The sequence below is a fragment of the Geodermatophilus obscurus DSM 43160 genome, from assembly GCF_000025345.1.
Lineage (GTDB): Bacteria > Actinomycetota > Actinomycetes > Mycobacteriales > Geodermatophilaceae > Geodermatophilus > Geodermatophilus obscurus.
This window is the reverse complement of the sequence record NC_013757.1, coordinates 41968-66390: the sequence shown is the minus strand read 5'-3', so window position 1 is coordinate 66390 and position 24423 is coordinate 41968. Positions and strand designations below refer to the sequence as shown.

The 24423-nt window shown below is 74.9% G+C and carries 26 protein-coding genes and 1 tRNA gene; 13 read left to right on the top strand and 14 right to left on the bottom strand.

Features of this window, described 5'->3' with window-relative positions:
- Positions 1 to 105: 105 nt before the first annotated feature.
- Positions 106 to 1794, bottom strand: a complete 1689-nt coding sequence (locus tag GOBS_RS00315; protein ID WP_012946313.1) for a serine/threonine-protein kinase — start codon at positions 1792 to 1794, stop codon at positions 106 to 108.
- Between the two features lie 406 nt (positions 1795 to 2200).
- Here GOBS_RS00315 and GOBS_RS00310 point away from each other — a divergent pair, with 406 nt between their 5' ends.
- A complete protein-coding gene (locus tag GOBS_RS00310; RefSeq protein ID WP_012946312.1) occupies positions 2201 to 2977 on the top strand; it encodes an enoyl-CoA hydratase-related protein in 777 nt (258 codons plus the stop codon).
- 73 nt (positions 2978 to 3050) lie between these two features.
- Here GOBS_RS00310 and GOBS_RS00305 read toward each other — a convergent pair whose 3' ends face one another.
- Positions 3051 to 3275 carry a hypothetical protein gene (locus GOBS_RS00305; RefSeq protein WP_012946311.1) on the bottom strand — a complete coding sequence of 75 codons (225 nt, stop codon included), beginning with the start codon at positions 3273 to 3275 and terminating at the stop codon, positions 3051 to 3053.
- 128 nt (positions 3276 to 3403) lie between these two features.
- Here GOBS_RS00305 and GOBS_RS00300 point away from each other — a divergent pair, with 128 nt between their 5' ends.
- Entirely contained in the window at positions 3404 to 4042 is a 639-nt protein-coding gene (locus tag GOBS_RS00300) for an MBL fold metallo-hydrolase (RefSeq protein ID WP_012946310.1), read from the top strand.
- 17 nt (positions 4043 to 4059) lie between these two features.
- Here GOBS_RS00300 and GOBS_RS00295 read toward each other — a convergent pair whose 3' ends face one another.
- The 4 genes from GOBS_RS00295 to GOBS_RS00280 all read right to left on the bottom strand — a co-directional run bounded on the left by GOBS_RS00295 (position 4060) and on the right by GOBS_RS00280 (position 6106).
- Positions 4060 to 4329 carry a GlsB/YeaQ/YmgE family stress response membrane protein gene (locus tag GOBS_RS00295; protein ID WP_012946309.1) on the bottom strand — a complete coding sequence of 90 codons (270 nt, stop codon included), beginning with the start codon at positions 4327 to 4329 and terminating at the stop codon, positions 4060 to 4062.
- 100 nt (positions 4330 to 4429) lie between these two features.
- Positions 4430 to 4702, bottom strand: coding sequence for a hypothetical protein (locus tag GOBS_RS00290; RefSeq protein WP_012946308.1), 273 nt, complete (start codon positions 4700 to 4702; stop codon positions 4430 to 4432).
- A gap of 121 nt (positions 4703 to 4823) precedes the next feature.
- Entirely contained in the window at positions 4824 to 5309 is a 486-nt protein-coding gene (locus tag GOBS_RS00285) for an SRPBCC family protein (protein WP_012946307.1), read from the bottom strand.
- Between the two features lie 56 nt (positions 5310 to 5365).
- The gene (locus tag GOBS_RS00280) at positions 5366 to 6106 is read right to left on the bottom strand and encodes a GntR family transcriptional regulator (RefSeq protein WP_166487232.1); all 741 of its coding nucleotides are present in this window, start codon (positions 6104 to 6106) and stop codon (positions 5366 to 5368) included.
- A gap of 230 nt (positions 6107 to 6336) precedes the next feature.
- Between GOBS_RS00280 and GOBS_RS00275 the strand changes: the two genes are divergently transcribed.
- Positions 6337 to 6903, top strand: coding sequence for a TetR/AcrR family transcriptional regulator (locus tag GOBS_RS00275; RefSeq protein WP_012946305.1), 567 nt, complete (start codon positions 6337 to 6339; stop codon positions 6901 to 6903).
- Between the two features lie 3 nt (positions 6904 to 6906).
- Here GOBS_RS00275 and GOBS_RS00270 read toward each other — a convergent pair whose 3' ends face one another.
- Both GOBS_RS00270 and GOBS_RS00265 read right to left on the bottom strand, forming a co-directional pair.
- Positions 6907 to 8232, bottom strand: a complete 1326-nt coding sequence (locus GOBS_RS00270) for a metallophosphoesterase (RefSeq protein WP_012946304.1) — start codon at positions 8230 to 8232, stop codon at positions 6907 to 6909.
- A 75-nt stretch (positions 8233 to 8307) separates the two neighbouring features.
- Positions 8308 to 9891 carry a CYTH and CHAD domain-containing protein gene (locus tag GOBS_RS00265; RefSeq protein ID WP_012946303.1) on the bottom strand — a complete coding sequence of 528 codons (1584 nt, stop codon included), beginning with the start codon at positions 9889 to 9891 and terminating at the stop codon, positions 8308 to 8310.
- Between the two features lie 143 nt (positions 9892 to 10034).
- Between GOBS_RS00265 and GOBS_RS00260 the strand changes: the two genes are divergently transcribed.
- Both GOBS_RS00260 and GOBS_RS00255 read left to right on the top strand, forming a co-directional pair.
- Entirely contained in the window at positions 10035 to 10940 is a 906-nt protein-coding gene (locus GOBS_RS00260) for a PRC and DUF2382 domain-containing protein (protein WP_012946302.1), read from the top strand.
- 10 nt (positions 10941 to 10950) lie between these two features.
- The gene (locus GOBS_RS00255) at positions 10951 to 11343 is read left to right on the top strand and encodes a VOC family protein (RefSeq protein ID WP_012946301.1); all 393 of its coding nucleotides are present in this window, start codon (positions 10951 to 10953) and stop codon (positions 11341 to 11343) included.
- Between the two features lie 163 nt (positions 11344 to 11506).
- Here GOBS_RS00255 and GOBS_RS00250 read toward each other — a convergent pair whose 3' ends face one another.
- From GOBS_RS00250 to GOBS_RS00230, 5 genes are read right to left on the bottom strand one after another with little or no spacing between them, the layout of a single operon-like run.
- A complete protein-coding gene (locus GOBS_RS00250; RefSeq protein ID WP_012946300.1) occupies positions 11507 to 12289 on the bottom strand; it encodes a nitrilase-related carbon-nitrogen hydrolase in 783 nt (260 codons plus the stop codon).
- The gene (locus GOBS_RS00245; RefSeq protein WP_012946299.1) at positions 12289 to 13476 is read right to left on the bottom strand and encodes a pyridoxal phosphate-dependent aminotransferase; all 1188 of its coding nucleotides are present in this window, start codon (positions 13474 to 13476) and stop codon (positions 12289 to 12291) included. Before GOBS_RS00245 ends, GOBS_RS00250 begins: the two co-directional genes overlap by 1 nt.
- 24 nt (positions 13477 to 13500) lie before the next feature.
- Positions 13501 to 13725, bottom strand: a complete 225-nt coding sequence (locus tag GOBS_RS00240; RefSeq protein WP_012946298.1) for an RNA-binding S4 domain-containing protein — start codon at positions 13723 to 13725, stop codon at positions 13501 to 13503.
- Positions 13722 to 14435, bottom strand: coding sequence for an MOSC domain-containing protein (locus tag GOBS_RS00235; RefSeq protein WP_012946297.1), 714 nt, complete (start codon positions 14433 to 14435; stop codon positions 13722 to 13724). The genes GOBS_RS00240 and GOBS_RS00235 overlap by 4 nt, the downstream gene beginning before the upstream one ends.
- Position 14436: 1 nt before the next feature.
- A complete protein-coding gene (locus GOBS_RS00230) occupies positions 14437 to 15354 on the bottom strand; it encodes an aldose 1-epimerase family protein (RefSeq protein ID WP_041241250.1) in 918 nt (305 codons plus the stop codon).
- A 141-nt stretch (positions 15355 to 15495) separates the two neighbouring features.
- Here GOBS_RS00230 and GOBS_RS00225 point away from each other — a divergent pair, with 141 nt between their 5' ends.
- Both GOBS_RS00225 and GOBS_RS00220 read left to right on the top strand, forming a co-directional pair.
- The gene (locus GOBS_RS00225; protein ID WP_012946295.1) at positions 15496 to 15954 is read left to right on the top strand and encodes a DUF1707 SHOCT-like domain-containing protein; all 459 of its coding nucleotides are present in this window, start codon (positions 15496 to 15498) and stop codon (positions 15952 to 15954) included.
- 80 nt (positions 15955 to 16034) lie between these two features.
- Positions 16035 to 16412, top strand: coding sequence for a nuclear transport factor 2 family protein (locus tag GOBS_RS00220; protein WP_166487231.1), 378 nt, complete (start codon positions 16035 to 16037; stop codon positions 16410 to 16412).
- 149 nt (positions 16413 to 16561) lie between these two features.
- Here GOBS_RS00220 and GOBS_RS00215 read toward each other — a convergent pair.
- Positions 16562 to 16644 (bottom strand) — tRNA-Leu (locus tag GOBS_RS00215).
- A gap of 176 nt (positions 16645 to 16820) precedes the next feature.
- Between GOBS_RS00215 and GOBS_RS00210 the strand changes: the two genes are divergently transcribed.
- The 6 genes from GOBS_RS00210 to GOBS_RS00185 all read left to right on the top strand — a co-directional run bounded on the left by GOBS_RS00210 (position 16821) and on the right by GOBS_RS00185 (position 24336).
- The gene (locus GOBS_RS00210) at positions 16821 to 17633 is read left to right on the top strand and encodes an FhaA domain-containing protein (protein ID WP_012946293.1); all 813 of its coding nucleotides are present in this window, start codon (positions 16821 to 16823) and stop codon (positions 17631 to 17633) included.
- 13 nt (positions 17634 to 17646) lie between these two features.
- A complete protein-coding gene (locus GOBS_RS00205) occupies positions 17647 to 18111 on the top strand; it encodes an FHA domain-containing protein FhaB/FipA (RefSeq protein WP_012946292.1) in 465 nt (154 codons plus the stop codon).
- Positions 18112 to 18139: 28 nt separating this feature from the next.
- Complete coding sequence (locus tag GOBS_RS00200; RefSeq protein ID WP_012946291.1) at positions 18140 to 19558, top strand: PP2C family protein-serine/threonine phosphatase; 1419 nt, start codon at positions 18140 to 18142, stop codon at positions 19556 to 19558.
- A 73-nt stretch (positions 19559 to 19631) separates the two neighbouring features.
- A complete protein-coding gene (locus tag GOBS_RS00195) occupies positions 19632 to 21053 on the top strand; it encodes an FtsW/RodA/SpoVE family cell cycle protein (RefSeq protein WP_012946290.1) in 1422 nt (473 codons plus the stop codon).
- Positions 21050 to 22492 carry a peptidoglycan D,D-transpeptidase FtsI family protein gene (locus GOBS_RS00190; protein WP_012946289.1) on the top strand — a complete coding sequence of 481 codons (1443 nt, stop codon included), beginning with the start codon at positions 21050 to 21052 and terminating at the stop codon, positions 22490 to 22492. The genes GOBS_RS00195 and GOBS_RS00190 overlap by 4 nt, the downstream gene beginning before the upstream one ends.
- Complete coding sequence (locus tag GOBS_RS00185) at positions 22492 to 24336, top strand: protein kinase domain-containing protein (RefSeq protein WP_012946288.1); 1845 nt, start codon at positions 22492 to 22494, stop codon at positions 24334 to 24336. Before GOBS_RS00190 ends, GOBS_RS00185 begins: the two co-directional genes overlap by 1 nt.
- Positions 24337 to 24423: the final 87 nt, after the last annotated feature.

The following is a 24423-nucleotide window of genomic DNA, read 5'->3' as shown; positions in this document are numbered from 1 at the left end:
TTCCCCCTGCCCGTACCCGCGCGGAGCGGTCCCCGACGGATCCCCAGGGTGCCACTCCGAGCCGGTCTCGAAACCCCGGAACGGCAGGTCCACCCGTCCGGGGGGTCAGCGCTCGCTGCGGTCCCAGTCGCCGTCACCGTTGCTGTCGCCGCCGTTGCTGTTGCCGTTGCCGTTGCCGTTGCCGTTGCCGTTGCCGTTGCCGTTGCCGTTGCCGTTGCCGCCACCGTCCCCGTCGCCGTCCGACGGGTCGGGAGGTGGGGTCGACGTCCCGGACGTGCTGTCCGGCGCCGACGTCGTCCCGGACTCCGTCGCCGAGGTGGTCGCGGGCAGGGTCGACGTCTCGGTCGGCGCGGCGCTGGCCGGCAGCTCCTCCGGCGTGGCCGTCGGCGTGGGCTCCGGCTCGGTCGGCGTGGGCTGGGCCACCGGCCGCTGCCTGTCCGGGGTGTCCTCGGAGACGCGGGTGGCCGGCGAGCTCCGCTGCTGCCGCGGGGCGGGCTCAGGCGCGACGGCGTAGCGGACCCGCACGACGTCACCCGGCCGCAGCTGCGCGCCGACCGGGTCGACGGCGGTGACGAGACCGGGGGCGGCGTCGTCGGTGACCTCTTCCTCCCGCTGCACGAGCAGGCCCAGCGCGGACAGCGCGAGCGCCGCCTCGTCGACCTGCCGGCCGACGTAGTCCTCGGCGGCCAGCGCGATCCGGGCGTCCTCGGTCTGCGCGGCGACCACGGTGGGTCCGCCGTCCCCCTCGTCGCTGGAGACGGCCACGAAGACACCCGCCGCCGCACCGGCGCCCAGCAGCAGCGTCACCACCGGCACGAGGACCGCGGCCAGGCCCCGGTGGCGGCGCGCCGGTGGGCCGACCGTCCGCACGGCCGGCCCGGCGGCCGGACCCGCAACCGGAGGCAGGCCGGGGACGGCGGCCATGGTGCGGGTGGGCGGGGGCTCGGGGAGGGGACGGCCGGCCCGGACGTCCTCGACCGCGGCGACGAAGGCGGCACCGTCGGGCATCCGCGCGGCCGGGTCCTTGGCCAGCGCGCGGCGGATCAGCTTGCGCACGTCACCGGGCAGGTCGTCGGGCAGCGGCTCGGGATCGTCGCGCACCTGCTTGAGCGCGATCGTCACCGCGTTGTCGCCGTCGAAGGCGGGGTGACCGGTGAGGCACTCGTAGCCGACCAGGCCCAGGGCGTAGACGTCGCTGGCCGGGGTGGCGTGGTGGCCCTCGGCGACCTCCGGGGCGAGGTACTGCGGGGTGCCGATCACCTGCCCGGTGCGGGTGAGCGGCACGCTGCCGGCCGACCAGGCGATGCCGAAGTCGGTGATCTTCACGCTGCCGTCGTCGCGGACCAGGATGTTCCCGGGCTTGACGTCGCGGTGCACCAGCCCGACCCGGTGCGCCTCGGCCAGCGCGGAGGCGGTCTGCTCGAGCAGGGACAGGGCGACTGCGGCCGACAGCCGGCCCTCGCGCTGCAGCACCGCCGACAGGGGCTCGCCCTCGACGAGCTCCATCACCAGGTAGGCCAGCGTCTCGCCGCTGCCGTCGGTGGCCTCGGTCTCGCCGTAGTCAAAGACGGCGGCGATGTTCGGGTGGGACAGCCCGGCGGCGTGCTGGGCCTCGGCGCGGAAGCGGGCGCGGAAGGTCGGGTCGCCGGTGTACTCGCTGCGCAGGACCTTGACCGCGACCGGCCGGCCCAGGAGGACGTCGGTGCCGCGCCAGACCTGCCCCATGCCGCCGGCGGCGATCAGCTCGGCGAGCTCGTACCGCTCACCCAGGTTGCGCCGACCCGGCTCCACCACCGTGGCTCACTCCTCGCCTGTCCGGCCGTCCGTGTCCGGCCCGGGGCGCCGGACCCCCTGTCTCTGCATGTCCCGCACCCGACCGGACCACACATCAGCGCAGGAAGCTGCGCGTGTCGCCGACCGGGGGACGGCGCCGCGCGCCCGACCCGCGCCGCGTCCGTCCGCCGTCCATCCTCCCAGGCCGACTCGTGCCGTGAGGGGATCGTCCGTCACGATCCGGCCACGGCCGGGTGACCGGGAGGTGTCCCGCCGCGACCGGCACGCGCCCCCACCGGTCGTCGGGGGGCTCGGCCGGGGCGCCCCATCGAGATCGCCGATCTCGTACGCTTCCGGCCCCGGGAGCGGGCGGGATCGCCGATCCCGCCGCACGCCGGGCCGCCGAGGACGACGAGGAGGGGCGACCGTGCCCGAGACCGTGACCCGTGAGGACGCCGGCGGGGTCGCCACGATCACGATGCTGCGGCCGGGGCTGACCCACCAGTCGCGCCGCGAGCTGCTCGACGTCGTCCGCGAGGTCGCCGCCGACGGGTCGGTGCGGGCCGTGGTGCTCACCGGCACCGGGCGGGCCTTCTGCGTCGGTCAGGACCTCGGCCAGCACGTGGAGGCGCTGCGCGGGGACGCCGCGACGTCGCTGTCGGTGGTCGAGGAGGAGTACAACCCGCTGGTGCTGGCCCTAGCCGGGCTGCGGGTGCCGGTGGTCGTGGCCGTCAACGGCGCCTGCGCCGGCGCCGGGCTCGGCATCGCGCTGGCCGGCGACCTGCGGGTGGCCGCCGCCGGTGCCAAGTTCACCACCGCCTTCGCCGGCATCGGGCTGTCCAGCGACTCGGCCCTGGCGTCCCGCCTCGTGCACTGCGTCGGCGGATCGCGCGCCGCGGAGCTGCTGCTGCTGCCCGAGCCGTTCCTCGCAGAGAGCGCCGCCGCGTGGGGGCTGGTGCACCGCGTGGTGCCGCCCGAGCAGGTGCTGGCCGAGGCGCAGGCGCTGGCCGCGCGGCTGGCCGCCGGGCCCACCGCCGCCCTCCGGGCCATCAAGACCGTGCTGGCCACGGCGGCCACCGACTCCCTCGAGGACACCCTGGCGCTCGAGGCCCGGCTGCAGACCGACCTGGGCCGCACCGCCGACCACCGCGAGGCCGTCGAGGCCTTCCTGGAGAAGCGCGCTCCGCGGTTCACCGGTCATTGAAGAAGGACCCCCTGCCCCCCCCGCCACTCACACGCTCGTGGCGGGACCCTGCAGGGGGCCACCGCAAGGGTCCCTACGGGGTGAGGACGACGCAGGCGGGGCAGACATCGCGGGCCGGCGTGGGCCAGGGCTGGTCGACGTCGATGCGGGCCAGCGAGCCGCAGAGGGTCAGCTCGCAGGCGCCGTCGACCTCGGCGGTCGGGCGGTGCAGGGAGACGGCGTGCCACAGGGCGGTCGTGGGGCCGTGGGCGCGGCTGCGGGCGGCGACGACGGTGGCGGCGACGGTGGGGGCGCTCATGCCCCAGGTGTCGGCAGGACGCCGCTGCCTGGCCACCGTCGGCGGCGGTCACCTCACCCGCACGGGTGACGTGGTGCACCCGGGAGCGGGTCGGGCGGGTCTCGCGGGGCCCGGGCAGGATGCCGGACATGGAGCTGACCAAGCACGGCCATTCCTGCGTCGTCCTCAGCGAGGACGACCGGCGGCTCGTCATCGACCCCGGCGCGTTCACCGATCCGTCGGCGCTGGACGGGGCCGGCGCGGTCCTGGTGACCCACGAGCACGCGGACCACTTCGCGCCCGACGTGCTCCGCGCGGCCATGGACGCCGACCCCGCGCTGGAGGTCTGGACCAACGGGTCGGTGGCCGGCCGGCTCGACGGCGCGGCCGGGCGGGTGCACGTGGTGGGGGACGGCGACGCGCTCACCATCGCCGGGTTCGACGTCACGGTGCACGGGGAGCTGCACGCGGTCATCCACCCGGAGGTGCCGCGGGTGGGCAACATCGGGTTCCTGGTCGGCGGCGAGGTCTTCCACCCGGGGGACGCCTTCACGGTCCCCAGCGAGCCGGTGGCCACGCTGCTGCTGCCGGTGCACGCCCCGTGGTCGAAGACCGCCGAGGTGATCGACTACGTGCGCGCCGTGGACGCGGACCAGGCGTACGCCATCCACGACGGGCTGCTCAACGACGCCGGCCTGGGCATCGTCAGCAGCCTGCTGGGCGAACGGGGGCCGGGGACCCCGACGCCGTTCAGCCGCCTGGCCCCGGGGGACTCGGTCGAGCTCTGAGCCCCCGGAGGCCGGGTTCAGCGGACGGCGCGGTTGCGGCCGGCCGTCACTCCCTCGGCGATGCCGACCAGCAGCACCGCGGCGAGGAGGGCGAAGACGAAGCCCCAGAAGTTGAGCTCGGTGATCGAGCCGACGTCCAGCCAGTCGGCGATGAGACCGCCGATGACAGCGCCGACGACGCCCAGCAGCATCGTGGCGAGGATGCTCATCCGCTGGCGCCCGGGCTGGATCAGCCGGGCCAGGGCCCCGATGACCAGGCCGACGGCGATGAGGCCCAGGATCTGCACGCTCTTCCCCCCTGCGCTCGCGGACCGTGGGCGCCGACCCCGTCCAGCCGACTGGCCCCGGGGGACTCGGTCGAGCTGTGGAGCCCCCCGGAGACCGGCGTCAGCGGACGGCGCGCTTGTTCCGGCCGGTGAGCGTCGATGCCGCCACCACCAGCACCGCCGCCACGATGATGGAGATGATCCACCTCATCCAGTCGATGCCTGGAGTGGCCGCCACACCCAGCGCGCCGCTCACGTAGTACCCGATGAGCACCCCGCCGATGCCGCACAGCAGCGTGAGCCAGAGGGGCGTGTTGTCCCGCGCGCCAGGGGCGACGAACTTGCCCAGTAGGCCGATGATGAGCCCCGCGATGATCAACCCGATGATTTCCATAGCAAACTCCTCGCTAGCCCGCACGGAGCGCCCGCACCCGGCACAGCGCCGGGTGCTGCACTCCGAATCATGGCCTACCCGGCGGTCGAGAAGACGATGCGCGCGTCGCCCAATCGAATGATCACCCCTGCAGTTGCTCCACGTGGGCGGGCAGCCGGTCCAGTTCGCCGTCCACGGTGCGCTGCACCATCTCCCGCACGCCGCCGCGCATCAAGCGCTGGGTGAGCCGCTGGTGAAGCCGCCCGGCGGTGTGCGGTTCGTGGCTGACGGTGATGGTCACGCGCGTGGTGCCGGGCCCGGCGTCGGCGAGCTCGATCGTCGTCGTCCAGGTCTCGGGGGTCAGCTGCAGGCGGGTGGTGACCCGCTCCTGCGGCACCCACTCGACGATCTCGCCCTGCGGCGAGCCGGCCGGCGGCTGCACGCCGTCGTCGAGACGGCCGGGCACGGCGACGAACCGGGTCCCGCGGCCCGGCGCGCTCCGGCCGTCGACGACGTAGGAGACGTCGCAGACGGCGCAGTACGGCTCCAGGACGGCGAGCGCCTCCCACACCTGGCGCCGCTCGTGGGGCACCTCGCGACTGCCGGTGACGGTGACCGGCTGGGGCATGGGACCTCCGGGGACGACGGGGAGCGGCCCCGCCGACGGTAGTCCGCGCCGGTGGGTCAGCGGCCGCTGACCGAGACCTCGAACTCCACCTGGCTGACGTCGGGCCGCAGCCGGGAGAAGCTGTGCACGAGGGGCTGACCGGCGCTGTCGCGGACCGTCGTCCGGACCACCAGCAGCGGCGAGCCCGCGACCACCTGCAGCAGGTCGGCCTCCTCCGGCGCCGCGGTGCCGACGTCGACGACGATCCGGGCGGTGGCGAGGTCGGCGGCGTACTCCCGCCGGAGGAACTCGTAGAGCGAGCCCTCGCTCAGGTCCACCTCGGCCGCCTCGGGGTATGTGGCGGCCGGCAGGAAGCTGTGCGCCACGTGGTTGGGTGCGCCGTCGACGCTGCGCAGCCGGACCAACTCGACGACGTCGGTCGCGGGCTCCAGGCCCAGCTCGGTGGCGACGGGCGGCTGGACCGGGACGATCCGCTGGGTCAGCACCGTGGTGCCCACCTGCGCGCCCTGCTCGGTCATCACCGAGCTCCACCCGGCGATGCGGTGGACGAAGCTCTCGCGGTACTCGTGGCGGATCGCCGGGCGGGTCACGTAGGTGCCCCGGCCCTGCTCGCGCACGAGGTGACCGTCGGCGACCAGGCCGTCGACGGCGCGGCGCAGCGTGATCCGGCTGACCCCGTACTCCTCGCACAGCACCGGCTCCGGCGGGAGCAGGGTGTGCTCGGGCAGCGCGGACACCCGGCGTCGCAGGTTCTCGCGGACCGACAGGTACTTCGGTCCCGACACAGCGCTGGTCACGTCCCCAAAGGTACTGCGGGTGTAGACGTCTGGTCGTCTACAGACGTCTCCCTCACTCTGCCGTGTCGTCCCGCGCCCCGGCTCGTCCCCCGGCGGTGCGGTGTGGCCGGCACGGGAGTGGTGCGGACACCGGGTACGACACATGATGTGGTGTCGTCTCGGCGTTCTCGCCCGGTCGCTGTCAGAAGTGGTCGAGCGCCGGGGGCGCCGCGGACGAGAGGGGACCGGTCGTGGCCCAGGACCACCGCGCCCGTCAGTACGCCTCGACGCACCAGCGGATCTACGACACCGCGATGGAGCTGTTCCGGGAGAGCGGGTACGAGGACGTGCCGATCTCCCGCCTGGCCGCCGCGGCCGGGGTCTCGGTGCAGACCTTCTACGCGCACTACCCGAGCAAGGACGACCTGATCATGGCGCCGCCGGACCGCGCCGAGGTCACCGCCCTGCTCGCGTCGGTGCCGGCCGACCTCCCCCTCGGCGAGCGGGTGCGCGGCGTGCTCCGCCAGTTCCTGCACGGTCTCCAGGGGGAACGCCGGTCCGACGCGCTGGCCCGTTGGCAGCTCATCGCCGCCACCCCGCGGCTGCGCTACCGGGCGGCGGAGTACGAGCGGGCGACGGCGCAGATGTTCCTCGACGCACTCTGCGACGGAGAGCCGGGACACCCGGCCTCGACCGTGGTCGTCACCGCCCACCTGTCGGCGTACACGCAGGCCCTGCTGCGCTGGGCGGAGTCCGCCGGCGAGCTGTCGCTGGAGCACGTCATGGAGGAGGCCTTGTCCGCGCTGCGCCAGCTCTGAGCCTCAGGGGGCGCGCAGCTCGACGACCGCGACCTCGGGCCGCGCGCCGATCCGCATCGGCGGACCCCAGTAGCCTGCGCCGGTCGTGACGTAGAGCTGGGTGTCGCCGACCCGGGACAGCCCCTGCACGGCCGGCTGGTCCAGCCGCACCGCGTAGTCGAAGGGCCACAGCTGGCCGCCGTGCGTGTGCCCGGACAGCTGCAGGCCCACCCCGGCGGCGGCCGCCTGCTCGACCTGCACCGGCTGGTGGGCCATGAGCACGACCGGGACGGCGTCGTCGCGGCCGTCCAGCGCGGTGTCGAGGTCGGCGCCGTGGCCGGGCACGCCGGAGCTGATCGCCGTCCGGTCGTCGATGCCGGCCAGGTCGACCGACGCGCCGCCGCGCACGATGGGCACCCGCTCGTTGCGCAGCACCTGGACGCCGAGGGTGGGCAGGTGGCGCAACCAGGCGGTCGTGTCGACGAAGTACTCGTGGTTGCCGGTCACGAAGTAGACGCCCTGCTCGCTGACCAGGTCGGCCAGCGGCGCCACCTCCTCGCGCAGTTCGCCGAGCTCGCCGTCGACCAGGTCACCCACGATCGCCACGACGTCGGGCTGCTGGGCGTTGACGATGTCCACCAGCCGCTCGAACCGTCGTGTGCTCGACATGGCCGAGAGGTGGCCGTCGGAGAAGGTGACGATGCGCAGGCCGTCCAGGGCCGGGTCGAGCCCGGCCAGCGTCACCGGCACCCGGCGGACGACGGGGGCGCTGTTGGCCAGGTAGGCGCCGGTGCCCGCCGTCCCCAGCGCGACGGCGCCGGCCGTGACGGCGAGGCCGCGGGCCAGCAGCAACCGCCGCGTGGGGTCGGCGACACCGAGGTCTTCCGGGACCGGGGTCTCCTCCGGTGCGGGCACGGCTCCCACCGGGACGGCGACCGGCTCCGCGGCCGGTGCGCTGCGAAACCGCCGGCGCAGCAGCAGCCGGACCGGCTCGAGGGCGAGCAGGGTCAGGAACAGGTAGAAGGCGACGCCGAGCCAGCTGAAGCCGACCCACTGCACCACCGTGCTCAGCAGCGAGTCCTGGCGCCGCAGCAAAACCGCGCCCACCGGCAGCACGGCGAGGACGACCAGGCCCAGCGTCAGCAGCCGGCGCGTGCGGCCCGGCGGGGTGGTGCTGCGGACCAGCCGCCACCACAGGTAGCCGTGCAGCAGCAGCACGGCCAGGAGGACGACGGTGGCGAAGCCCAGCAGGCCGATCAGGGACAGGACGGGCTCCTCGTGCTCGTGGGGACGTTCCGCGTCGGGCCGGCTCCGTTCCCGGCCCCCCTGCAGTGTCCCCGGCCCCGCCACGAGCCTGGGTGACGTCCTGGGGAACGGTCACCCTCCGGGTCCCGCGTCGAGCGTGGGACGCCCGGGAGGTGGTCCTCAGCCCAGCGAGGCCACGGCCTTGACGGCGCGCCGCAGCCCCCGCTCCAGGCTCCAGAACCCCGTCTCGGCGGCCTCGGCCCGGGCCTCCTCGAGGCCGTGCAGCCGGCCGTAGGTCCAGGCGTTCTCGCCCGCCGCGAAGGCGGCCCGCCCGACCCGCACGGCGACGTCCCGGGTGACGACGGTGTCCTGCGCGGCGCCCAGCAGGTCCTGCACCTGCTTGGTGCAGTCGACCAGCGCCGTCGCCGGCGCTCCGAACTCGGCCTCCGCGACCTCCGCGGTGTACCGGACCCGCTTGGTGGCCTTCCGGACCTCGTGCAGCAGGTGGTGCCGGTCGTCGCCCTCCGCCTCGCGGGCCGCGTCGACGACCCGGCGCAGCCGCTTCCCGGTGCGGCGGACGGCGTCGGCCAGCTGCGCGGGGGCGGGCGCTGCGGCCAGCTGGGTGACCGGCGGGTCGGCCAGCAGCGCGTCCAGGGCGTCGATCAACCGCAGGTAGCGCCGGTCGGTGAGCGTGCGGATGACCCGGCGGGCGCCGGCGTGGTGGTCCTTGATCTCGGTCTGCTGCAACCGGGCGGCGACCGGTCCGAGCACCAGCTCGACCGGCTGGGCGGCGACCAGCTCGCGCAGGTGCGACAGCGCGACCTCGGTGTCGCGGGCGCCGGAGAGCTGGGCACCCACCCACCGCAGCTCCTCGCGCAGCGGGTCGGTGTGCTCGCGGTCCAGCACCGGGCGGAACGAGGCGAGGATGCTGCGCAGCCGACGGCAGGCGACCCGCAGGTCGTGCACCCCCTCGGGCTGCTCGGTGCGCACCGCCAGGTCGGCGTCCCGCAGCGCCTGCAGCTGCCCGGCCACCGCCCCGAGGACCACCTCGCCGGCGGTGCGGACCGGGGTCTTCTTCCTGCCCTTCTTCCCCTTGCCCGCCGTCCCGCCGTCCGTCGCCGCCTCCGGGGCGGCGGACGTCGGCGCCGGCAGCCGCCCGTCGAGCACCCGGCCGAGCTTCGAGGGGACGGCGGAGGGCCGGGCGCCGGCCGCGACGAGCCGCTCGGTGACCGCCTCGAGCAGGGCCTCATCGCCGTCGACCAGCTCGACCTCGAGCTCCCGCCAGGTGGTGACGGTGGCCGGCTCGCCGGGGTCGGTCGCGAACGCCGTGCCGACGACGGCGTCGTCGGCCACCTCGGCCAGCACCCGGCCGCCCTCGTCGAGCAGCCGGTGCACCACCCGGCGGGTGGAGACGGTCGCGACCGGCTCGGCCGCGGCGGTGCCCAGCAGCCCGAGCACCGGGGCGACGACGGCGCGCGGGGCGGTGCGGGCCGCCCGGCCCAGCGGCTGGTGCAGCTCCCGCCGGGCGCCGGCCGCCGCCGGCAGCTTCACGTGCCAACCGGCGTCGGCCCCGCCGGTTCGCCGCCGCAGCGTCACGCGGGAGCGCAGCAGCCGCAGGTCCGGGGTGTCGTAGTAGGTCGCCTGGAGCGACTGCTCCTCCGGGTCGCCGACCGCGGCGACCTCCCCGACACCGGTCAGGTCCGGGAGGGAGAAGCCCTCGCCGGCCTCGAACTTGCGCTCGACCTCGATGTGCTCGCTGGTCACGGGTGCCACGGTAGGCAGAGAGGAGCAGGCCAGCACACCGGCGGACGCCGCGCGGCGACCCATGTTCGGGCGGTGTCCCGGGTGGGCACGCTCGTCCCGGAGGGTCCCGTGCGGGACCAGTGAGGACGAGGGGAGCCGACCCGGTGTTGAGCGAGCGAGAACTGTCCGCGGCGATCGGCAGCGCGGCGTACGGGCCCGACGGCGAGAAGATCGGCACCGTCGAGCACTTCTTCACCGACGACCGCACCGGTGCCCCCACCTGGGTGGCGGTCTCCACCGGGCTGTTCGGCACCCGGCACTCCGTCGTCCCCGCGACCGACGCCACCTTCACCGAGGGCAGCGTGCGTCTGCCGGTCACCAAGGACGCGGTCCGCACCGCGCCGTCGGTGTCCGACCAGCACCTCGACCCCGAGACCGAGGCGCTGCTGCGCCAGCACTACGGCCTGGACGCCGGGACGACACCTGCCGGGACGACGGCCGGGACGACGACGGCCGGGACGACGACGGCCCCGGTCGGCGACGACACGACCACCCGCGACCTCTCCCAGCTGCCGGGCGACCACAGGGCGGGCGGCACGGAGCAGGACACCGTCAGCATCGACCGGGAGGCCGCCCGCGACCAGACCGTGCCGGTCGCCGCCGTGCCGACCCCGCCCACGACCGACGGCGCCATGACCCGCAGCGAGGAGCAGCTGCGGGTGACCATGGAGCGCTACGCCGCCAAGCGGGTGCGGGTGGTCAAGTACGTGGTCACCGAGGAGGTGCAGGTCACCGTCCCCATCCGCCGCGAGGAGATCCGGATCGAGGAGATCCCCCTGGGCGACGGCGCCCCGGCGACGGCCGGTGCCCTCGACGCGGCCGGCACGGGCGGCCTGCCGGAGACCATCGTGCTGCACACCGAGCGGCCGGTCGTCGGCACCGAGGTCGTGCCGGTGGAGCGGGTCCGGCTGCGCACCGAGTGGGTGCAGGAGCACGTGCAGGTCCGCGACCAGGTGCGCCGCGAGCGGGTCGACGTCGACCAGGACCACCTGGGCCAGGAGCGCCTCTAGCCTGCACGGGGTGACCGCGCAGCTGTTCGCCTACGTCAGTTACCGCGATGCCCGTGCCGCCCTGGACTGGCTGGCCGCCCTCGGCTTCTCCGAGGTCCGGCGGCAGGAGGGCTCCGACGGTGTCGTGACCCACGCGGAGGTCCGCTGGGGGGACGTCGTCCTCATGGTGTCCGGCGACACCGCCGACCACCTGGTCCCGCCTCTGGTCGGCGACTCCACCGGGCGTGGCCTCTACCTGCGCGTCGAGGACGTCGACGGGGCCTTCGAGCGAGCCGTCGCCGCGGGTGCCCGGCCGGTCGTCGCCCCCGAGAACACCATCTGGCACAGCCGGCGGGCCCGGGTGCTGGACCCGGGCGGCCAGGAGTGGAGCTTCGGGACCTACGAGCCGGGCGTGGCCTGGTAAGCGTCGGGGGCGGTGGTGCGCCCGACGCGGCCGCCCGCCCGGGCCCGGGCCGCCTCGGCCGGGACCGCCGCTGGGAACGACCCCCTGCGGTCCCGCCGCGGAGCTCCTGGGTGGCGGCGGTAGCGGTCCTTGCTCAGGCCCGCCGATCGGCGAGGCTGTGCCGTCAGCGCCTGTCGGCGATGAACTGCAGCCGCTGGCGGGTCGCGGCCACCTCCGCGGGGTCGACGTCGGCCACCAGCACCGTCTCCACGCCCGCGGCGGTCACCAGCAGCTCGCCCATCGGGCTGACGATGCGGCTGTCGCCGGTGTGCTCGGTGCCGTCGCCCGCGGTGCCGACCCGGTTGCAGCCGACGACGTAGGCCTGGTTCTCGATCGCCCGGGCCTGCAGCAGCGTCTGCCAGTGCAGCCGGCGGGCGGCGGGCCAGTTCGCCGTCACCAGGTAGACGTCGGTGTCGAGCGCGGCGGACCAGAAGACGTCGGCGAAGCGCAGGTCGTAGCAGATGAACGGCGTCACCCGCAGGTCGCCGACCTCCACGGTCACCGGCTTCTCCCCCGCCCGGAAGCGCTCGTGCTCGCCGCCGTGGGTGAACGGGTGCAGCTTGCGGTAGCGGTGCACCGTGCCGTCGGGGCCCGCCAGGACGAACGAGTTGTAGGGCAGCGCTGCGTCACCCCCACCCACCCCGCCGGTGTCCGGGGCGACCTCCGGGCAGCTGCCGGCCACCCAGACGCCGTGCTCGGCAGCCTGCTCCTGCAGGAACCGCGCCGACGGGCCGCCCTCGGGCTCGCCGATCCCCGGCGTCATCGAGAAGCCGGTGGAGAACGTCTCGCTGAGGAGCACGAACTCCGCCCCGGCGCCGGCCGCGCAGGCCACCTGCGGCGCCAGGCGCGCGAAGTTGGCCGCCCGGTCCTCCCAGACGATGTCGTGCTGGACCACCGCGAACCTCATCAGCCCATCCTCCCCAGTCGCTCGACCGCCTCGGCCAGCACCGCGTCGCTCTTGCAGAACGCGAAGCGCACCAGGTGGCGCCCCAGGTGCGCGTGCTCCGACGAGTAGAAGACCACGGTCGGGACGGCCACCACCCCCGCGCGCTCGGGGAGCGCCCGGCAGAAGGCCAGGCCGTCCCCGTCGGGCTGCACCGGCCGGACGTCGACCGTGGCGAAGTACGTCGCCTCCGGGCACACCACCGGCAGGCCCGCCGCGGTCAGCCCCTCGACCAGCACGTCGCGGCGGTGCTCCAGGTCCCGCGCGATGCCGGCGAAGTACTCGCCGGGCAGCCGCAGCCCCGCCGCGACCGCCGGCTGGAACGGCCCGCCGTTGACGTAGGTGAGGAACTGCTTGGCCGTGCGGACGGCGGACACCAGCGGCGCCGGTCCGCAGATCCAGCCGACCTTCCAGCCGGTGACGTTGAAGGTCTTCCCGGCGCTGCCCACCACGAGGGTCCGCTCCCGCATGCCGGGCACGGTGGCCAGGGTGGCGTGCCGGCTGCCCGTGAAGACCAGGTGCTCGTAGACCTCGTCGGTGAGCACCAGCAGCTCGTGCTCCATCGCCAGCGCGGCCAGCGTGCCCAGCTCCGCGCGGGTGAAGACCTTGCCGGTGGGGTTGTGCGGGGTGTTGAGCAGCAGCAGCCGCGCCCGCGGGGTGACCGCGGCGCGCAGCTCGGCGGGGTCGAAGGTCCACGGGCCGGTGCCGGACGCCGGGGGCCGCAGCGGCACCGGCCGGGCGACCCCGCCGGCCATCGCGATGCCCGCCGCGTAGCTGTCGTACATCGGCTCGAACAGCACGACCTCGTCGCCGGGCTCGAGCAGCGCCAGCAGCGCGGCGGTCAGCGCCTCGGTCGCGCCCGCGGTGACCAGGATCTCGGCGTCCGGGTCGTAGGCGTGGCCGCCGAAGCGGTGCACGTGCTCGGCGACCGCGGACCGCAGCTCCGGGATGCCGGGGCCCGGCGGGTACTGGTCGTGCGCGGTGCCGATGGCCGCGCGGGCGACGTCGAGCACCTCCGGCGGTCCCGGGTAGTCCGGGAAGCCCTGCCCGAGGTTGATCGAGCCCGTGGCGACGGCGAGCGCGCTCATCTCGGCGAAGACCGTCGTCCCGAAGCCCTGCAGCCGGGACGACAGGTACGGCGCGCGCGTCATGGGCCACAGCGTTCCACGTGGAACTCAGGCGACGCGCACGTCCTCCATGCCCTCGACGCTCACGACGTCGCCCTTGCGCAGCTGCCGGCCGCGGCGCTCCTCCGGCTCGCCGTTGACCCGCACCGTGCCGGTGAGCAGCACGTCCTTCACCTGGGCGCCGGTCGGGACGGCGTCCACCAGCTTGAGCAGCTGCCCCAGCCGGATGGACTCCTCCCCCGGCCGCAGTTCGACGGTGCGCACGCGGCTCATGCTGTCAGCTCGTCGCCCACCGCGACCGTGCCCGTCCGGGCCACCAGCGCCCCGATCGCCAGGCAGCCGTCCCGCTCGCGGTGGATGGTCTTGAGGACGCCGTTGTCGCGGCCGATCCCGCCCGGCTGCGGGCGGGTCACCATGACGCAGCGGTCCACCGGCTTGACGACGTCCAGCTCGGCGCCGCCCAGCCGCACCTGCTGCCCGATCAGCGCGTCCTCCCCCGCCCCGTCGAGGACGACGTTCGCCCGGAACCGCCGCCGGTCCCAGGTGCCCAGCGTGCCGGTGGAGACCAGCGAGACCCGGGTGCGCGAGCTGTCGTGGAAGGCCCCGCGGGCCCCGGGGAAGGCGTCCCAGTCGTACTCGCCGGCCGCGCTGACCTCGTTGGGGTTCTCGTACAGGCGCTCGCCGGGTGCGTCCGCCGCCGCCCGCAGCGCCACCGACCTACCCAGCCAGTCGGACAGGACCGCGTCGTCCGACGTGACCGTCCCGTCCGGCAGCACCACCTCGACGTGGCCGTCGGCGCGCAGCCGGCCGGAGAGGAAGAGCAGGTCGGGCACCCGCCGCGCGGTCAGCCCGTAGCCGGTCGGAGCGTCGAACAGCGCCCACTGCCGGTCCCCGGCCAGGCCCTCCGGCCCGACGTGGACGGTGGTCAGCCGCTCGCCCTGCAGCGACTTGACCGGGTAGCGCCACAGCTCGGCGACCCGCACGTCAGGCGCCCCAGCCGAGCGTCCAGGTGCCCGTCCAGTCCGCGCCCGGCTCGAGGACGACGAGGTCGACGGAGTCGGCCAGCGCGTTGGGCGGGCAGGTCATCGGCTCCACGGCCACGCTGCGCCGGCGCTGCCCGGGCCGCAGCGTGTCGCCGGTGAAGACCTGCAGCCACGGCCAGGACCCGTCGACGGCGAGCTCCAGGGTGCCCAGCGCCGCGCTCCGCAGCCGCACCCGCGCCCAGCCGTCGGCGTCGCGGTCGAGGTCGGTGACCGGGGTGTCGAAGGCGCGGTCCCCGATCCGGCCGACAGCCTCCTCGAGGGGACGGCGCTCCCCCGTCGGGAGCCCGCCGTCGTCCACCACCAGCTCGGTGCGGGCGGGCAGCTCCAGCTCGGCGTCGGCGATGGCGCCGTCCTCCTGCGCACCGACGGCCAGGTAGGGGTGGAAGCCGGCGCCGAAGGGGGCGGGCTCGGCACCGGCGTTGCGGACCCGCATCGTCACGGTGAGGCGACCGGGCTCGAGCACGTGGTCGATCGCCGCGGCGAGCCGGAACGGGTAGCCGGACCGGGCCTCGACGACGGTGCCGACGGTGACCGCGCCGTCGGACTGCTCGAGCACCGCCCACGACTGCCAGCCGACCAGCCCGTGCATGGCGACGGGCTTGTCCGGGCCGGCCAGCTCCAGCTGCAGGTCCCGGCCGCCCCAGCTCCAGCGGCCGTCGCGGATCCGGTTGGGCCAGGGCAGCAGCACGCGGCCGCGGCTGGCGCCGGGCACCGTGCCCGCGGCGTAGCCGTCGAGGAGCTCGCGGTCGCCGACGGTCAGCGTGCGCATCGCGCCGCCGCGCAGATCCACCACCAGCCGCGCGTCGCCGGCGGCGATCGCCACCTCGGTGGGCTCGGTCGCGGGCCAGGCAGCACTCATGGCCTCACCCCACCACACCTCGGGCCTCCCCCATCGGGGACGCCGTACTGACGCGTTCCACGTGGAACCCGTGACGTCCGTCAGTACCGCCGGGGCCCACCCCGGGAAAGACTGGAGCTCCGACCCGAGGAGGCCACCCCGATGCCCGAGCCGCACCTGCGCGCCGCCGATGCCGACCGCGCCGCCGTGGCCGCCCAGCTCGGTGAGCAGATGAGCGCCGGGCGGCTCACCGTCGCCGAGTACGACGAACGCCTGGCCCGCGCCTACGCCGCCCGGACCTACGGCGAGCTCGAGGAGCTCACCGCCGACCTGCCGCGTCCGGCCGCACAGCCCCCGGCGCCCGCTCCGGTCCGGCCGCAGCCCGCCGCCCACGGCTGGCACCACGGCGGCTGGAGCGGCGGACCCTCCCGCGAGGCGGCCTGGCGCAACTGGGCCGTGACCGCGGTAATCGTGCTCGCCGTCTGGACCGCCACGGTGATCGGCTCCGGCGAGCTCCGCTACTTCTGGCCGATCTGGGTCATCGGCCCCTGGGGCGCGGTGCTGCTCGCCCAGACGCTCGGCCGGGGTCGCGGCGACGACGACCGTCGCCGGCTGACCTGACGGCACGGGTGACGGTCCCTCGAGCGGGTACACCGACGACGACCACCCACGCCGCACACCGGGGGACCGCGATGCACTCCATGACCGAGCGCTTCACCGATGCGCTGCACCGGATCGACAGCGACCGCGACGTCCAGCCCATGGTGGACCTCACCGGGGACGACGCCGAGCTCGTCAAGCTGGACGAACACCACCAGACCACGGGCAAGGACGGCGCGAAGACCTTCTGGGAGGACTACCGCAACGTCTTCGGCGACCTGGAGACCACCTTCACGCACAGCGTCGTCGGCGAGGACAGCGCCGCCCTGGAGTGGACCTCGACCGGCACCCTGCGCAGCGGCAAGCCGTTCCGGTACCGCGGGGTGACCGTCATCGAGGGCGACGAGGACCGGCTCACCGGGGTCCGCACCTACTACGACTCCGCGGCCTTCCTGCAGGAACGGGCCGGCACCGCCTGAGGAAGGATCCCCTGCCGCCCACCGCCCGGCCCCCTCCCGGGCACCGCCGCGAGCGTGCGAGCGGTGGGGAGGAGGGGGTCCTTCCACCTGCAGGGGCCACCCGACGCCAGGGCCCCGGGGAGGTCTCCCCGGGGCCCTGGTCGCACCTGTGGGCAAGGGGGGAGTTGAACCCCCACGTCCTCTCGGACACACGGACCTGAACCGTGCGCGTCTGCCATTCCGCCACTTGCCCTGGCGAGGAAGCACAGTAGCAGCCGGTCCGGGGAACCCGAGGAGGGGGTCGGACGTCGTCCCGGCGGGTCCGGAGCGCACCCGGGGAACGTGAGTCGGTCCCCGGCTGGCCGCTCCGTTGACAGCTACGATCATCGATGGCAGACCGGACGAACGCGTGAGCGCAAGGGAGCGACTGTGGGTGTGCTGCAGCGCTTCGAGCGGCGGCTGGAGGGCATGGTCGGACTGGCCTTCGCCCGGATCTTCAAGGGCAAGGTCCACCCGGCCGAGATCGCCAAGGCCCTGACCCGCGAGGCCGACGAGCAGCGCTCGGTGATGGGCGAGGGCCGGGTCCTCGCGCCCAACATCTACGACGTCCGGCTGGGCTCCACCGACTACGAGCACCTCGCCGAGTGGTCCGAGCAGCTGGCCACCCAGCTCGCCGACATGGTCACCGAGCACATCGAGGGCGAGGGGTACCAGGTCTTCGACGCCGTGCAGGTGCGCCTGGAGCGCGACGAGGAGCTGCCCACCGGCGTCTTCGAGGTCAGCTCGCACGTCGCCGACCCGTCGGCGAAGCCGGGTCCCCGCCTCGACGAGCCGGTCGGCCCCCGCAGCGGCGCCGTCCCGCCGCTGCCCCCGCTGCAGGGCGGCCGGATGGCCACCGACACCGGCCGGCAGTCGCCCTCGACCGTGGTCGGGCGCGCCGGTAGCCGCCCCGGCGCGACCCACGTCCTGCTCGTCGACGGCCCCGGCACGCGGCACGAGCTGACCACCGGGCGCAACGTCATCGGCCGCGGCACCGACGCCGACATCCGCCTCCCGGACACCGGGGTGAGCCGCAAGCACGTCGACGTCGTCCTGGACAACGGAACGGCGATCGCCGAGGACCTCGGGTCGACCAACGGCACCCTGGTCAACGGCCGGCGCATCACCCGCCAGCCGCTCGCCGACGGCGACGTCATCCGCATCGGCCACTCGGTGCTGGTCTACCGGCAGGACGGCGCGTGAGGCGGGTCGCGCCATGACGGCCGAGATCGTGCTGCAGATCTTCCGCTTCGGCTTCCTCCTGCTGTTGTGGCTGTTCATCTTCGCCGCGTTCCGAGTCGTCCGGGCCGACCTGTTCGGCGGCCGCGCCGGGCGGGTCGCGTCGGTGCCGCCGCGCGCGGCCGCGCCCGGGAAGAAGAAGGCCCGCGGGGGCCCGAAGACGCTCGTGGTCACCGCCGGCCCGCTCACGGGCACCAAGATCACCCTGAGCGACCAGCCGATCCTCATCGGTCGCGCCGACGACTCGACCCTGGTGCTCACCGACGACTTCGCCAGCTCCCGGCACGCGCGGCTGACCAACCGCGGCGGCCAGTGGTACGTCGAGGACCTCGGCTCGACCAACGGCACCTACCTCGACCAGCAGCGCGTCCAGGGCCCGCTGCTCGTCGGGCCGGGCCAGCCGATCCGCATCGGACAGACCGCCCTGGAGCTGCGCTCGTGACCCGCCGCACGACGGGGAGCCACCCCCGATGACCCTCGCGCTGCGCTACGCGGCCCGGTCCGACCGCGGCCTGGTCCGCGGCAACAACCAGGACTCCGTCTACGCCGGGCCGCGACTGCTCGCCGTCGCCGACGGCATGGGCGGGCACGCGGCCGGCGACGTCGCCAGCAAGGTCGTCATCGCCGCGCTCGAGCACCTGGACGACGACGCGCCCTCCGGCGACATGCTGCAGGCGCTGCGCGAGGCGGTCTTCGACGGCAGCGAGCACCTGCGCGAGGTCATCCGCGAGTCGCCTCACCTGGAGGGCATGGGCACCACGCTCACCGCCGTCCTGTTCGCCGGCGGCCGGCTGGCGCTGTGCCACGTCGGCGACTCGCGCGCCTACCTGCTGCGCGACGGCGTGCTGCAGCAGATCACCCACGACGACACGTTCGTCCAGACGCTGATCGACGACGGGCGCATCACGCCCGAGGAGGCCAACCACCACCCGCAGCGCTCGCTGCTGCTGCGCGCCCTCAACGGCCAGGACGTCGACCCGGACCTGTCGATGCGCGAGGCCCGCGCCGGCGACCGCTACCTGCTCTGCTCCGACGGGCTGTCCGGCGTGGTCAGCGAGGAGACCCTCGCCGAGGCGCTGCAGGACCCCGACCCGCAGTCGACCGCCGACCGGCTCGTCGAGCTGGCGCTGCGCAGCGGCGGGCCCGACAACATCACGGTGATCGTGGCCGACGTCGTCGAGGACGACGGCGAGGGCACCTACCCGGTCGAGCCGGTCGTCGACGGCGCCGCAGGCGACAACGTCGGGCAGCGCGCGGTCGACCCGCGCTCGGCCGCCGGGCGGGCCGCCCTGGCCGATCCGCGGCCGGAACCGCCGGCCGCCGGGTCGGGTGCGAGTGCCGGCGGGGCAGCCGCGCCGCCCCCGCGCCGCCGCCGGCGCCGCGTGCTGGCGGCGCTCGCCGCCGTCGTCCTGCTCGGCGCGGCCGCCGTCGGCGCCTACCTGTGGGTGCTGTCCAACTGGTTCGTCGGCGTGCAGCCGACCGACGCCGGCGAGCGGGTGACCGTGTTCCGCGGCCTGGACACCTCGCTGCTGGGCGTGGACCTCAACCAGGTCTCCGGCGTCACCGACCTCCCCGTCGTCGACCTCACGCCGGTCGCCGCCAGCAAGGTGCAGCGCGGCATCGACGCCACCGACGCCGAGCACGCCGAGCGCATCGTCTCCATGCTGCGCGAGCAGCGGCTGCCGCTGTGCCCGGCCGTCGAGGACGACCCCGCGCCGTCCGCGGCCGCCCCCACCACGACACCCCCGGCGTCCCCTCCGCCGGCTCCGGACGGTGCGGCGCCGACCGACGCCGCCCCCACCGACGCCGCCCCCAGTACTCCCGCGCCCACGTCGCAGCGCGCCACGGCGACGCTCGAGCCCGGGGTGGACTGCCGGGAGGCCCAGTGAGCGAGCTCGTGAGCTCACCGATGAGCACAGCACCGCGGAGGACACGCGTCCGACGAGCGTGCGAGGAGGCCCAGTGACCTCTGGCCCCCCGACCGACCCCCGCGCCGCAGCGGCGGGGACGGCGACCCCGCCCAAGCGCCGGGGCACCGAGCTGGCCCTGCTCGGCTTCGCCGTCCTCATCACCCTGGTCGCCCAGGCGATCGTCGACCTCACCGTCACCGGCTCGCTGACCACGGAGCTGGCCACCTTCGGCCTGTGGTTCACCGCGCTGTGGACCGTCGCGCACCTCGTCGTCCGCAGGTGGGCGCCCTACGCCGACCCGCTGCTGCTGCCGGCGGTCGCGCTGCTCATCGGCCTCGGGCTGTCCTTCATCCACCGGCTCGACCTGGCCGCCCAGCAGGCGGGCAGCACGGTCAGCCGGGAGGACGCCCCCGTCCAGCTGGTGTGGGCCACGCTGGGCCTCGTCCTGTTCGTGGGCGTGCTCCTGGTGCTCCGCGACCACCGGCTGCTGTCCCGGTTCGCCTACACGCTGGCCCTGATCGGCCTGGTGCTGCTGGCCATCCCGGCGCTGCTGCCGGCCTCGCTGTCGGAGGTCAACGGCGCCAAGATCTGGATCCGGGTGGCCGGCTTCAGCATCCAGCCCGGCGAGTTCGCCAAGATCTGCCTGACCGTCTTCTTCGCCGCCTACCTGGTCGACAAGCGGGACGTCCTGGCGCTGGCCAGCCGCCGCGTCATGGGCCTGGAGCTGCCGCGCGGCCGCGACCTCGGCCCGGTGCTGGTGGCCTGGGGGCTGTCGATCCTGGTGCTGGTCTTCGAGCGCGACCTGGGCAGCTCGCTGCTGCTGTTCGGCATCTTCGTGGTGATGCTCTACGTGGCCACCGAGCGGGCCAGCTGGCTGGTCATCGGCCTGGGCCTGTTCGCCGGCGGCGCGCTGATCGCCTACCAGCTGTTCGGCCACGTCCAGCAGCGCGTCGACTCCTGGCTCGACCCGTTCGAGTACTACGACGGCTCGGGCTTCCAGGTGGCGCAGGCGCTGTTCGGCCTGGGCACCGGCGGGCTGTTCGGGGCCGGGCTCGGCGGAGGCCGTCCCGACCAGGTGCCGGTGGCCAAGAGCGACTTCATCGCCGCCGCCGTCGGCGAGGAGCTGGGGCTGTTCGGCCTGGTCGCGGTGATCATCGTCTACCTGGTGCTGGTCGAGCGCGGCCTGCGCACCTCGCTGATCGTCCGCGACGCCTTCGGCAAGCTGCTGGCCGCGGGCCTGGCGTTCGCGATCGCCTGGCAGGTGTTCGTCGTCCTCGGGGGGGTCACCGGACTGCTGCCGCTGACCGGCCTCACCACGCCGTTCCTCGCCTACGGCGGCTCGTCGCTGGTGGCCAACTTCGTGCTGGTCGCCGTCCTGGTGCGGATCAGCGACGCCGCCCGTCGCCCGGCCGCCCCCACCGGGCCCCCGAAGCCGGCGCTCGGTGACGCCCCGACCGAGGTGGTGCAGACGTGAACGCCCCGCTGCGCCGCGTCGCGATCAGCGTGCTGGTCCTGTTCACGCTGCTGATCGTCAACGTCAACGTGATCCAGGTGGTCCGCTCCGAGGAGCTGCGCTCCGACGGCCGCAACACCCGCGTGCTCGCCGAGGAGTACGACCGCGAGCGGGGCTCGATCGTCGTGGCCGGCACCGAGATCGCCAACTCGGTCCCGACCGACGACCGGCTCACGTACCTGCGCCAGTACGCGAACGGCCCGGTGTGGGCCCCGGTGACCGGCTACTACTCGCTCGTGTACGGCAACGTGCAGATGGAGCGGGCCGCGAACGAGGTGCTCTCCGGCACCGACGACCGGCTGTTCGTCCGGCGCCTCGCCGACCTGTTCACCGGGCGGGACCCCTCCGGCGGCGACGTCGTCCTGACCATGGACCCGGCGGTGCAGGAGACGGCGATGGCCGGCCTCGAGGGCGTCACCGGCGCGGTCGTGGCCCTCGACCCCGCGACCGGGGCGGTGCTGGGCATGGCCAGCACCCCGACGTACGACCCGAACCAGCTCTCCAGCCACGAGCCGGCCGCCATCCGCGCGTACTCCGACCAGCTGGACTCGCTGGAGATCGACCCCCGGCTCAACCGGGCCATCGACGCGCGCTACTCCCCTGGCTCGATCTTCAAGGTGGTCGTCTCCGCCGCCGCGCTGTCCAGCGGCGAGTACACCTCCGACACCGTCATCCCGGCGCCTCGGGAGCTCGTCCTGCCGGGGACCTCGACGCCGCTGGAGAACTTCGGCGGCTCGGCCTGCGACCCCAGCGGCGAGCAGAGCCTGCTCGACGCGCTGACCGTCTCCTGCAACACCGCCTTCGCGCAGCTGGGCATCGACCTCGGCGAGGACCGCGTGCGGGAGATGGCCGAGGCCTTCGGCATCACCGGCGAGGGCTTCGACATCCCGCTGACCGTCGAGGGCAGCACGCTCGGCGACATCGAGAACGACGCCCAGCTCGGGGTCAGCTCGATCGGCCAGCAGGACGTCCAGCTCACCCCGCTGCAGGCGGCGATGATCGCCTCCGCGGTGGCCAACGACGGGACGCTGATGAGCCCCTACCTCGTCGACCAGGTGCGCGCGCCCGACCTGTCGGTCATCGACCAGACCGACCCCGACGAGCTCGGCGAACCGTTCTCGGCCGACGTCGCCGGCCAGCTGACCGAGATGATGACCAGCGTCGTGGAGAACGGCAGCGGCCGGCGCGCCCGGATCCCCGGCGTCACCGTCGCGGGCAAGACCGGGACGGCGGAGAACGCCGGCCCCGACCACAACTGGTTCATCGGGTTCGCCCCGGCCGACGACCCGCAGATCGCCGTGGCGGTCTTCGTGGCCAACGGCGGCGGCACGGGCGGCGACGTCTCCGCCCCCATCGCCCGGGACGTCATGCAGGCCTACCTCGACGGGCAGGGCGGCTGATGCCACTGTCGACCGGGACGATCCTCGCCGGGCGCTACGAGATCACCGCACCCATCGCCACCGGCGGCATGGGTGAGGTGTGGCGGGCCCGGGACCGCGTCCTCGACCGCGTGGTCGCCGCCAAGGTGCTGCGCAGCGAGTTCACCGGTGACCCGAGCTTCGTGGCCCGCTTCCGCAACGAGGCCCGGCACACCGCCGCGCTGTCCCACCCCAACATCGCCTCGGTCTACGACTACGGCGAGACCGAGGACGAGCGAGGCTCGCAGCTCGCCTTCCTCGTCATGGAGCTGGTCGAGGGCAAGCCGCTGGTCACGATCCTCCACGAGGAGGGCAAGCTCCCGGTCGACTGGACGCTGCACGTCCTGGGCCAGTCCGCCGACGGGCTCTCGGCGGCCCACCACGCCGGCGTCGTCCACCGCGACATCAAGCCGGGAAACCTCATCGTGCGCCCCGACGGCGTGGTGAAGCTGACCGACTTCGGCATCGCCCGGGCCCGCGACGCGACACCGCTGACCCGCACCGGCATGGTCGTCGGCACCGCCCAGTACCTCTCCCCCGAGCAGGCGCAGGGCTTCGAGGTCACCGCCGCCTCCGACGTCTACTCGCTGGGCGTGGTCGGCTACGAGTGCCTGACCGGCGGCCGGCCGTTCGACGGGACGTCGCAGGTCGCGGTGGCCCTGGCGCACATCAACCGCCCGCCGCCCCCGCTGCCGGCGAACGTGCCGCCCGCGGTGCGACACCTGATCGAGCGCGCCCTGGCCAAGGACCCGGCCGACCGCTTCGCCGACGGCGCCGCCTTCGCCGCCGCCATCCGGTCGGTCGCCTCCGGGAACGGCCTGGCCGCCGCCGCGCCGGGGACGACGCCGCCGTACCCCCTCGGTGCCGCCCCGACCGCGCAGACCGAGGTCGTCGACGACCTCGCCGACTCCCGCACCCAGGTGCTGGGTGCCGCCTCGGCCGGGGGCGCCGCCGCCACCGGGGCGCGCACGTCGGCGGGCGCCATGCCGCCACTGCGCCGCACGGAGGACGACGACGAGGACGACCGGTACGCCGCACGGCCCACCCGGGACGACGGCCGCCGGCGCAACCGCTGGCTGTGGCTGGTCGCCGGCCTGGTGCTGCTCGGGCTGCTGGGTGGCGGGCTGTGGGCCCTGCTGGGTCCCGACAGCGCGGACTCCCCCGCCACCGACGCCGCCCCCTCCACCTCGGCACCCGCGGCGTCGGCCCCGAGCGCCGCCGGGACCGTGTTCGTGGACAGCACCGGCTACATCGGCGACCCGGTCGACGACGTGGAGCAACGGCTGATCGACCTGGGCCTGCAGGTGACGACGGAGGAGGCCAGCGCCGCGCAGCTGGCCGAGCTGGGCCAGGCGCTCGACGAGGGCGACGTCGTCACCACCGACCCCTTCAACGCCAACGTGGCCCCGGACTCCACCGTCACGCTGTTCTACGCGCCCGCCGACTACACGCCCGACACCGGCGACCAGGACACCGGGGACCAGGACCAGGCCCCCGCGGACCCGACCACCGCGGCCCCGACCCGGACCACCGCCGCCCCGGCCCCGAGCACGAGCAGCGGGCAGGGCAACCAGGACGGCGGCAGCGGCCAGGGCGGCGGCCGGGGGAACGGCCAGGGCGGCGGGCAGGATACGAACCAGGACACCGGACCGGGCACCGGCGCGGGGGACGGCGGCGGCGCGGGGGGCGACGGCGCCACCACGCCGACCGAGTCCGCGCTCCCCGGCAACACGCCGACGGCGACCGTCCCCGCTGACCCGGCCGACCCCCAGGCGGACAACGCGCCGGGCCAGCAGTTGCCCCCGCAAGCGGGCCCGGGGGCGTGAGCCGCGCCCCTCGCGCCGCCCGGGTCGTGCGGGCCGCAGCGGTTACGCTGCCCGGCGGCCCAGCCGTCCGCTGCGCTCCGCCGGGCC

Coding starts and splice junctions, on each gene's coding strand:
- GOBS_RS00305 (WP_012946311.1), bottom strand. CDS start 3,275: ATGAGCGCCCCCACCGTCGCCGCCACCGTCGTCGCCGCCCGCAGCCGC.
- GOBS_RS00300 (WP_012946310.1), top strand. CDS start 3,404: ATGGAGCTGACCAAGCACGGCCATTCCTGCGTCGTCCTCAGCGAGGAC.
- GOBS_RS00290 (WP_012946308.1), bottom strand. CDS start 4,702: ATGGAAATCATCGGGTTGATCATCGCGGGGCTCATCATCGGCCTACTG.
- GOBS_RS00285 (WP_012946307.1), bottom strand. CDS start 5,309: ATGCCCCAGCCGGTCACCGTCACCGGCAGTCGCGAGGTGCCCCACGAG.
- GOBS_RS00250 (WP_012946300.1), bottom strand. CDS start 12,289: ATGAGGTTCGCGGTGGTCCAGCACGACATCGTCTGGGAGGACCGGGCG.
- GOBS_RS00245 (WP_012946299.1), bottom strand. CDS start 13,476: ATGACGCGCGCGCCGTACCTGTCGTCCCGGCTGCAGGGCTTCGGGACG.
- GOBS_RS00240 (WP_012946298.1), bottom strand. CDS start 13,725: ATGAGCCGCGTGCGCACCGTCGAACTGCGGCCGGGGGAGGAGTCCATC.
- GOBS_RS00230 (WP_041241250.1), bottom strand. CDS start 15,354: ATGAGTGCTGCCTGGCCCGCGACCGAGCCCACCGAGGTGGCGATCGCC.
- GOBS_RS00225 (WP_012946295.1), top strand. CDS start 15,496: ATGCCCGAGCCGCACCTGCGCGCCGCCGATGCCGACCGCGCCGCCGTG.
- GOBS_RS00220 (WP_166487231.1), top strand. CDS start 16,035: ATGACCGAGCGCTTCACCGATGCGCTGCACCGGATCGACAGCGACCGC.
- GOBS_RS00205 (WP_012946292.1), top strand. CDS start 17,647: ATGACGGCCGAGATCGTGCTGCAGATCTTCCGCTTCGGCTTCCTCCTG.
- GOBS_RS00200 (WP_012946291.1), top strand. CDS start 18,140: ATGACCCTCGCGCTGCGCTACGCGGCCCGGTCCGACCGCGGCCTGGTC.
- GOBS_RS00185 (WP_012946288.1), top strand. CDS start 22,492: ATGCCACTGTCGACCGGGACGATCCTCGCCGGGCGCTACGAGATCACC.